This is a genomic window from Streptomyces sp. NPDC059456, from assembly GCF_042750055.1.
Lineage (GTDB): Bacteria > Actinomycetota > Actinomycetes > Streptomycetales > Streptomycetaceae > Streptomyces.
In genome coordinates this window covers 1-9,058 of sequence record NZ_JBHYVA010000326.1, presented here as the reverse complement: position 1 = coordinate 9,058, position 9,058 = coordinate 1, and the positions used below count along the sequence as shown (strand labels likewise).

The 9,058-nt window shown below is 67.4% G+C and carries 5 protein-coding genes and 6 pseudogenes; 2 read left to right on the top strand and 9 right to left on the bottom strand.

Going from position 1 to position 9,058, the window contains the following annotated elements; all coding sequences use genetic code 11:
* Positions 1-167 precede the first annotated feature (167 nt).
* The gene (locus tag ACFXA3_RS25290; RefSeq protein ID WP_385190453.1) at positions 168-494 is read left to right on the top strand and encodes a hypothetical protein; all 327 of its coding nucleotides are present in this window, start codon (positions 168-170) and stop codon (positions 492-494) included.
* On the opposite strand, the pseudogene ACFXA3_RS25285 reads toward ACFXA3_RS25290, so the two are convergent.
* Positions 459-818: pseudogene (locus ACFXA3_RS25285) on the bottom strand (transposase); the annotation flags it as partial. The gene ACFXA3_RS25290 and the pseudogene ACFXA3_RS25285 overlap by 36 nt on opposite strands.
* 76 nt (positions 819-894) lie before the next feature.
* Between ACFXA3_RS25285 and ACFXA3_RS25280 the strand changes: the two are divergent.
* Positions 895-1,702, top strand: a pseudogene (locus tag ACFXA3_RS25280) (IS5 family transposase).
* 11 nt (positions 1,703-1,713) lie between these two features.
* Here ACFXA3_RS25280 and ACFXA3_RS25275 read toward each other — a convergent pair.
* The 8 genes and pseudogenes from ACFXA3_RS25275 to ACFXA3_RS25240 form a co-directional block, all read right to left on the bottom strand.
* Positions 1,714-2,493 (bottom strand): annotated as a pseudogene (locus tag ACFXA3_RS25275) (helix-turn-helix domain-containing protein); the annotation flags it as partial.
* Between the two features lie 714 nt (positions 2,494-3,207).
* Positions 3,208-3,441, bottom strand: a pseudogene (locus ACFXA3_RS25270) (GNAT family N-acetyltransferase); the annotation flags it as partial.
* A 220-nt stretch (positions 3,442-3,661) separates the two neighbouring features.
* Positions 3,662-3,937, bottom strand: a complete 276-nt coding sequence (locus ACFXA3_RS25265; RefSeq protein WP_385190451.1) for an isoamylase early set domain-containing protein — start codon at positions 3,935-3,937, stop codon at positions 3,662-3,664.
* 371 nt (positions 3,938-4,308) lie between these two features.
* Complete coding sequence (locus ACFXA3_RS25260) at positions 4,309-4,473, bottom strand: hypothetical protein (RefSeq protein WP_385190448.1); 165 nt, start codon at positions 4,471-4,473, stop codon at positions 4,309-4,311.
* Positions 4,474-4,587: 114 nt separating this feature from the next.
* Positions 4,588-6,135, bottom strand: coding sequence for an RICIN domain-containing protein (locus tag ACFXA3_RS25255; protein WP_385190445.1), 1,548 nt, complete (start codon positions 6,133-6,135; stop codon positions 4,588-4,590).
* 435 nt (positions 6,136-6,570) lie between these two features.
* A pseudogene (locus tag ACFXA3_RS25250) lies at positions 6,571-6,663 on the bottom strand (hypothetical protein); the annotation flags it as partial.
* A 497-nt stretch (positions 6,664-7,160) separates the two neighbouring features.
* Positions 7,161-7,655 (bottom strand): annotated as a pseudogene (locus ACFXA3_RS25245) (IS3 family transposase); the annotation flags it as partial.
* 149 nt (positions 7,656-7,804) lie between these two features.
* Positions 7,805-8,644 carry a DUF429 domain-containing protein gene (locus ACFXA3_RS25240; protein ID WP_385190443.1) on the bottom strand — a complete coding sequence of 280 codons (840 nt, stop codon included), beginning with the start codon at positions 8,642-8,644 and terminating at the stop codon, positions 7,805-7,807.
* Positions 8,645-9,058: the final 414 nt, after the last annotated feature.

Here is a 9,058-nt window from a genome sequence, read left to right as displayed (position 1 = left end):
TCGCCACCATGCACAACCTCGCCATGACACGGTGAAACAACAGGTCAAGCACCACTCAGACCTACCCGAGATGGACCTTCTGCAACACCCTTTAGTACCGCATCAGGCAACGTTTGCCCTGCGGTGCTGGGGTGGGCACTGCCATACTCAGGGTTATGGGGAGAGCTTTGAGTCGCACCCGATCATGGCAGCAGGGTGATTTGACCGATGGGCCGGTCGATCAGGTTTTCGCACAGGTACGTCAGGCTGTGCCAGATGTGATCATCAAGCGTCTGGCGGTCACGCGCGCCAGTGACGACGACAACGTGTACTTCCTGGGCGTCGGGACAGTCCCGGACCGTGTCCAGTTCGATACCGGACAGGGTGGTCAGCCGCCGTTCCAGGTCGAGACCGATTCTTGTCGGGTGGTGACCTCGGACGTCGCCGAGGCGGTAGCTGCCGTTTCCGCGGGGCTGGGTTCAGGCGACGTTGGTTCTGGCGACGATCTGCCGTAGGCGGTTGTCGTTGGCGTGGCGGTTTCGCCAGATGATGTAGCGGCGGATCATGCTGCGCTGCTCCTTGTGGCTGGCGTGATCGGTGCCGTCGAGGGTGAAGTAGCGCAGGGCGGTGAACTGGGCCTCGATGCGGTTCAGCCAGGACGAATTCGTCGGGGTGTAGGCGATCTCGACATTGTTTGCCTCGGCCCAGTCCGCCACCCGGCGGCACCGTTTCGTGGTCAGGTGGGGCGAGTAGTTGTCACACACGATCGCGATGCGTTTCTCGGCTGGGTGCAAGGAGCGCAGGTAGCGGCAGAACTCCAGGAACTTCGAGCGGTCCTTGGAGCTCGTAACACGATCTTGATGAGATGCCCTGGTCAGCCGTGACCGGTGTGACGATTCGGCCGTTCGTGGTGGTGTGAGTACTCGGCCGTGGATCGTGGACGACGACTTGTGGGCACTGATCGAGCCGCTGCTGCCGCCCTGGCCGACGAGGTCGCCAGGGCCGCGGCCGGTGGCTGACCGGCTGTGTCTGCAAGGCATCCTGTACGTGCTCTGCAACGACATCGCTGGCAACTCCTGCCGCCTGAGTTGGGATTCGGGTCCGGGCAGACCTGCTGGCGGCGCCTTGAGCGTTGGCAGCAGGCCGGTGTCTTCGGCCAACTGCACCAGATCCTGCTCGCCGAGCTGAACGCGGCCGGCCGGCTCGACTGGTCCAGGGCCTGCGTCGACGGCTCCCACATCCGGGCGAAAAAGGGGGAGCCGACACCGGTCCGTCGCCGGTCGACCGGCGGAAGACGGGCAGCAAACACCACCTGATCTGCGACGGACGCGGCACTCCGCTCAAAGTCATCACGACTGCGGCGAACGTCAACGACGTCACCCAGACTCTCGCCTTGGTCGACGGCATCCCACCGGTGGCAGGCCGCCCCGGCCGACCCCGCCGACGTCCCGAGGCCCTGCTCGGGGACAAGGGTTACGACTCCAACCCCAACCGCGATGAACTGCGCAAACGCCGGATCCTGCCCGTCATCTCACGCAAAGGAGTCCCGAACATCAAGGGCATGGGCAAACTCCGCTACGTCGTGGAGCAGACCTTCGCCCTGCTCCACCAGTTCAAACGACTCGCCGTTCGATGGGAACGCCGCACCGAGCTCCACGACGCCTTCATGTCCCTCGCCTGCAGCCTCATCTGCTGGCGACGTCTCAACAAGCCCGACTCGTGATCGTGTTACGAGCTCTTGGTCTTCTTGATGTGGCCGTAGAGCTGGTCCTTGCCCAGGTTGTAGGCGGCGAACAGGTGGCGGACCCCATGCGGCCGGGTGTAGGTCGCCCGCCGCCGCGGCCTGGGCTCCCGGTCTGGGTCTTTGTGCCGACCGCCACGTTCGGCCCACTGGTGCCCGGGGTGGGGCTGGAGGTTGAGCGGCCCGAACTCGTCCATACAGAAGATGACTTCGGGTTCGCCCGCCTCGGGTATGACCTCACTGTCGGCGATGGCATAGAGGTGCTCGACCCGGGCCTTCTTCGCCGCGTAGTCCGGGTCTTTCGAGGACTTCCAGGTCTTCACGCATTGAAAGCTGACGCCCTCCTCGCGGAGCAGGATGCGCAGGCCCTCATGGCTGATGTCGTCGACCACCCCCTCGGCGACCAGGAAGTCGGCCAGTTTGACCAGGCTCCAGGTCGAGAACGGCAGGCCGTGCTCGGCCGGCTTGGACTTGGCCATCTTCTTGATCTCGCGACGCTCTGGCAGCGTGAAAGTCTTCGGCCGTCCGCCCTTGTACTTCGGGCAGAGCGATGCGAAGCCGTCGGTGTTGAAGTTGTTGACCACGTCCCGGACCCGGTCCGCGCTGGTGAAGGTGACCTTCGCGATCTTCGCCACGGCCATGCCCTGCGCGGACAGCAGCACCATCTGGGCCCTCCGCCAGGTCACCACCGACCCCGTGCCCCGGCGGACGATCCGCAGCAACCGTCGGCCCTCATCGTCATCGATCTCACGGACGCGTACTCGTTCAGCCACCCGCTCAGCTTGACGACCCCACGCCGCCCAGAACAGGATCCGAGCCGCGCGACGCGTGACAACAGGGCGAACATTGCTTGATGCGGCACTAAGGAGAAACTGTGTCTCGTATGGCCAGCGCCAGCCAGACGACTGGTACCGCTGCCAGAACGATCAGCAGTAGACAGCACGGCAGCGGGGACGGCCCCTTGAGCGGTGGCTGGGCTGCTATCTGCGGGGCCACTCGGCGCACGTCGTCGGCGTGATACCACGTCTTACTGGCGGACCCGGTGGTGGTCATCCAGCTGTCCGTACGGACCCGCACTCCATGGGCCAGCGCATTTACATACACCGAGCGAGCACCGACGCCCGGCCACAAAGTGCTCACCTGGCGCGCCGTCAGCCAGTCGCCCTCCGACTCCCCAGCCATGTCGTGCCCTTCTCCCAGCAACCAGTGACGCGGCATCACGAACTGTCCCATAGCCAGGCGTAGTTCGCCCCCCTTCCCATCGCTTCTCGGGGTTTCGACGCGTTCGGCGGCCCACCAGTCGGCGACGTAGCCGGCGACGACTGCCCGCACAGCGAGCTCGGCGGTCCGCCCTTCCGCGCCCGGGGCAAGGCTTTCGGCGGCCTGCCACAAGGTCTGGTCAGTCAGCTCCCCCTCAGTCCCGCCTCAACGGGCCACCAGGCGGACGAGCCCGGTGCGGGCCAGGTCCTGGAGGTCGTGGCTGGCTGTCAGGCGTGCACTGACCGGCCCATACGCACAAGCCAGGGGGAGGCGGGTGATGGCTGGACGACACCGATCTCGTGGTACCCCCAGCCCTCGTAGAGTCGCATGACCTTCCCGTCGCCGGCGGCGGGGTTGACCATCGGCGTGGCGTGGACCTCTGCTCGGCCGGCTAGGAGGGCGTCGTGCATGCGGCGGGAGACGCCTATGCCCCGCCAGGCGGGGATGACGCCGATCTCCCGACAAACCTCTGACTCAGGTCACTAGCGGGGGGCGAGGGAACGGCGCGTTGCATGTGAGGGGCATCGCCGTACGCCAACGCGGCAGTCGCCACCGCTACCCCCGCCCGCGGCCGGTCACGATCACTTGGCAAACAGTCAAGATCGACTGTCAGCGGACAGCGGATGTGACTGTGCGGCGCAGACGTGCTCAGTCACATTTCGGGCCCGGGGTGGGGCGGGGTTAGGTGTGGATGCGGCTGTTGGTGCCGTCGTGGTGGTCGGCGTGTTCGTCGTTGAACCAGTAGTCGCCGGCGGCGAGGTAGCGGAAGGAGTGGCTGCTGTGCGCGGGGAGGGTGACCTTCGCGGTGCGGGTGCCGTCGCCTTGGGGTTCGAGGGGGTGGGCGGCGGGGTTCCGGTGGTTGAAGTCCCCGACGACACTGACCGGCCCCTCGGGCGTGTCTGCGGGCAGGACGAAGGTGACCTGGGTGCGGTCCTTGAGCTGCTTGCGTTCGATCACGGTGGTCTCTCGCCGTGGAAGTCGTCAGGGTGCGGGCATCCTCGCCTGCGCGGCGGCCGGCCTTGGTGGGACGTGGCCGCGGGCGGCTGTGCCGGTCACTCGGCCGGATGCCTCGCTCTCGGACTGTCCCGATGGTGCCAGGCCGGCGGCTCCGCGCGTGTCCGTAGCGGGGCCCGGTCGGGGTGGTTAGTTCGTCCGGCCGGGCCCCGCCGTGACCGGACTCTCTCATCGCCCTGCCACCGTGCCACGCTCGCGCCCGGTATGAGATCAGATCGGGGGAATCGCGCAGCGTGACGTCCTGGGCCGCGGGCCATGCGGCGGTGCCGCAGAGCGGGTTCGCCTGGCACACCTGCTGTTCGGTGGCCGCGGGGTCAGGTGTCGGTGATCGGGAAGAGGATGTCGGCGCCGGTGATTTCCAGCAGGCGCAGGAACTGCGGCACCACCGGGCGGAAGCCCAGTGGTGTCGCCTCTCGCCCCGTCCGGCGACGGCACCTGAGAAGGCCGACGATGGTGACAGCGATCGTGGTGCCCTGCATGACCACGGGTAGCCGTCCCGTTCCGTCTGGGGCTGGCTCGCGCCACGCGGCCGCCGATGCGGAAGGGGCCCCGCCGCGTTCTGCGGCGGAGCCATTGCGCCCATCGTCGGGTGGTCAGTTGAGGGCGGCCCAGTTCTGGGTGTTGGCGTTGCCGGCCGGGTTGGCGGTGACGGCGGCGCCGGGGGAGACGGGGGCGCTGTCGAGGGAGTAGCCGGTGGCCGGGTTGGTGATCGTGTAGGTGCCGCTGCTGTTCTGGGTGACCTTCCAGTCCTGCCACGGGTTGGAGGAGTTGACGGCCCGTAGGATGGCCTGGCCGCCGGCGGTGCTGGGTGCGGTCAGCACGAGCGCGTCCGGGCAGCCGTCGATGAGCTTGGCGGTCCCGTTCGGCTCCGCCCGCAGCGTCCACCGCTGCTTGGCGCGCGCGGCGTCGAAGGTGGCGAGGACGGCGGGGGAGCTGCCCGAGGCGCCGCACTGGTCGGAGCGTTCCAGGGCCAGGCCGCCGCCGTTGGTGAGGGCGTGGGTCCGGCCGTCGCCCACGATGGTGGGGCCGTAGTTGATGGCGTGGGCGGCCAGGTAGGTGAGTGCGCTTCCGGTGGTGTCGAGCGCGGGGTTGGCCGTGGGCCGCCCGGTCTTGAAGTAGTCGGCGAAACTGTCGGCCTGACGCGCCGTCATGACGCTGATGGTCCGGTCCCAGCCGCCGTCGACGTTGTTCCACAGGTCCAGCAGCGCGCCGTCCACGTTGCCCTGGACCTGGTCCCCGGTGTGCCAGCCGGTGGTGAAGGTGAAGCTCTGGCTGGCACCGTCGGGCCACACGTAGCGGTAGTCCTTCAGGAGGTAGGCGGCCGTGGCGTCGGCGAACGCCTCGGTCCAGGAGCAGCTGGGAGAGCTCGCCTGCTCGACGAAGTGCGGGCTGCAGCCGGTGACCTGCGGGAACTTGCCATTGTACAGGCGGTGCTGGAAGAAGTGGCCGGCTTCGTGGAGCACGGTGTGCTCGGAGTCGGGGTCGGTGGCGGCGAGGTGGACGGTGTTGGCCAGGTCGTAGGAGGGGCCGTCGGCCGAGTTGGCCGTCCACTGGACGTTGAGTTCCGTGCAGGCGTTGTTCGCCTCATGGGAGGACCAGCAGTCGCTGACGGGGTTGCCGCGGGCCCACCACAGGAGGTTGAGGGTGTCGAAGGCGTGCCAGGCACGTGCGTTCGACGACTTGAGGGTGCCCAAGGCGGTGCTGGTGGCGACGTTGTTCTGGACAGGCGAGTCGTAGGTGTAGGCGGTGCCGGTGGTGTCGCTGACCTTCCACAACCGGGTGCTCTCAGCGGTGAACCGCACCCACATGCTGCTCATCGTGATCGTGGTGGTGGGGGTGTGGCAGAGGTTGAAGCCGCCGTCGGCGACGGCGGTGTACTGGTAGTCGGCGGTGAGCTGGCGTGGGGCGTCGGTGGACTTCTCCTTGCCCCACAGCTGGATGTTCGCGTTGCGGACCGGCTTGGTCAGGGTGGGCTTGCCCCGGCCGGCTTCGGCGGACTGGTAGTCGTACTGGAGTTTGCCGCTCAGGCAGATGGGGGTCGCGGCCGAGGCGCTGGACGCCGTCAGCGGGACGGCGGCGAGGGTGAGCAGGGCGGTGCTCGCGACGGCTAAGCCGCGTGGCAGCCGGAATCCGATGGCCACAGGGGTCCTCTCGTAGGGGCGCTGCAAGGTCCTGGTGCCGTCGAGACCGCAGGGTCTTGATCGGCGGGTACAGGAACACGAAGAAGCTCGGGCGCCGGTGGATGACCGCGCAGATCACCCTCGGTTACCGGTCCTTCGTGCGCCGTCAGTGTTCCAGCGCCCGCCGTGCCACCTCACCGGCTCCAGAGCGCGCGCGGGGCTCCGGCCGATGGACCGGTTGGGGGAACTGCCCAGCCCGCAGGCGGCGGCACGTCGTGTTTCACCCATTCGTGGCGTGTCGCGCGTTGTGGTCGCTTCACCTGAACGGTGATCAGCTGATGACCCGTCGGCTGATCACCGTGTCGGTGGCTCTCAGGGCGGTCACGGTGTCCCTCGGCGAACGGTCCGCTGAGCATGCCTCCCCGGGTCCTGGCCGTGGTGATCACCTTGGAGGTCCAGGGCGGCGAGTTCGGCCTTCCAGGCGCGGGTGCGGTATCCGTTGGAGCCGCCTGCGTCCGCGGTGATCAGCAACCGGGTGGCGTGGAGGTATGGACTGAGGCCGGCGCCTGGGTCAGTTTGGCGGACACCCCCGGTGAGCTGACCGACCTACTGGAGACGTTCGAGCACCGCCAAGCCCCCGGCAGCGAGTGACCCCGTGCCCATCCGTCCCGAGAACCTGCACCGTTACCCGCGCGACTGGCCCCAGATCAGCGCGCGGATCCGGTTCGAGCGTGTCGGCGGCCGCTGCGAGTGCACGGGCCACTGCGGCCTTACGCACCAAGGCGGCCGTTGCCCGAGCCTCCACGAACACATCCGCCCGGACACCGGCACGGTGTTCGGCCTGACCACCGCCAACCTCAACCTCACCCAGAAGACGTACGCGAGGAGAGCCTGTTCGCCGCCTGGCAGCCCTGCCATCTACGCATCGACCACGGGCACCACCGGGTCACCCATTCCCTCACCCTCGCTGTCCGCGCCTCGCTGGCTTCTACCAGTGCCCAGGCCCGGGAGGTCGGGTCTGGTGCAGTTTTGGGTGACAGGTTCAGTCACGCGGCCCGGAGGGCCGGTGTGGTCATGACGGTCTCGCATTCAACGGGCGTCAGCCGACCGAGTGCGGCTTGTCTGCGGCGTCGGTGGTAGGTCCGCTCGATCCAGGTCACGATGGCGATCCGGAGTTCCTCGCGGGTGGTCCAGTTCCGACGGTCGAGGACGTTCTTCTGCAGCAGGCTGAAGAAGGACTCCATGGCCGCGTTGTCGCTGGCTGCTCCGACTCTTCCTATCGATCCGGCCATGCGGTGGCGGTCGAGCGTCCGGACGAATTTCCGGGACCGGAATTGCGAGCCGCGATCGCTGTGCAGGATGCATCCGTCGACGTGTTCGCGCCGGGCCACGGCGTTGTCCAGGGCGGTCACAGCCAGGCGGGACTTCATCCGCGCGTCGATGGAGTAGCCCACGATCCTGTTGCTGAACACATCCTTGACTGCGCAGAGATACAGCTTGCCCTCGCCGGTGGCGTGCTCAGTGATGTCGGCGAGCCACAGCAACGGGATCCGTCCGCAGGCCGGCGGCCGGCGCCGCGCAGGTAACCGAGAGGGGCTGGCCGCGAAGATCTTCGTGGCGAAACCACCTGTGCCGGGGCTCGGCCAAGGTGGCATTCGCCACCGTACGTCTGCCGAACTAGCGAGGGGGGTCACGGAGCTACTCCGTCCCGCACGACGGAGAGTGGAAGCTCTCGGTGAGGGAGGTGTATCCAGCCTTCGACCGCGGCCATGGCATGCTCCTCCTGCGTGGTCGGCAAGTGGGTCATCCCGCACGCTGCGGCCCGGGCGACGACTGCGGAGATCAGGGCGTCCAGGTCGTGGTCGCTGCGCCTGCACCGGTCGCGCACACATTCGCTGAGATTGAGGCTCAAGCCGTTGGCGAGACCAGCAAGGATCTCGGCCCTCGCAGCAAGGGCGCCGGGCTTGGAGCCCTTGTAACTGACCTTGCTGGCAAGCCCCCACTGGATCAGCGCGAACGCCGGGTAGACCTCGGCGACCGAGCCGGAGCCGTCGCGGGGAACAGAAGGGCCTGCCTCGGCCAGACGTTCCAAGAGGTCCACTGCTCGCATGGCGACGATGCCCAGCTTGTCGGCAGCGACCGACAGGGGGCGCTGTTTCCCGGCCCCGGTGCGCTTCCAGGCCAGGTCGTCGGTCAGACGATGGGTGAACGTGCTCAGTCCGTCAGGACCGCCCGGGTGAGGCATGTATCGGGACCGGACGGGCAGCTTCGTGCCGGCCTCGTGGGCGGCGAGCAGAGACATGAATGTCACCGGCCAGCCGACCGGCGAGTCCAGGCCGGTCTTGTCGGCACTGCGCATGGCCGCCAGCAGGTCTTCGTCATTCCTGGCATTGAGCAGCTCGACGACTGGTTGCTCCGCCCAGGTGATGCGGCAGACCCCGGTCGTTCCGGAGTATCCGGCCAGGTCGATACCCACTGTCACCATCGGCAGGTTTTTGGCGGCGGTCTCGGGCCACTCGTCCGCGGTCATGACGTTCAACCTGGCTCCCGCTTCCTTTCCTGGATGTCGATTCCTGTCAACGTCGCTGTCGCCACGGGCATTGGTGTTGTCCGGATGCCCCCTTCGCCTCGCTCTTGATGGCAACGCCGCGTAGAGATTCATGCCCACTGACTGCTGCCCTCACCACGCGCTCCGCACGTTCGAGGCGCTTCTGCTCCGTTGCCGTGGCGACTCTTCACTTGTTGATCAAAGCCAGCAGCAGGACTGTGGTCAACTGCCTCGCTGCCTCGCCCGACGCCGATCCGATACCTACGGCGACGCTTGCCACCCCCATCCACGGCCTGGGTCATGCCCAGTCGATTCCGAGCTCCCGTAGTGCGTCCAGCTGTTCCTGGGTGAGTTTGCGGCGGCGGGTTTTGTTGTTGGTGATCCATACGCCGAGCT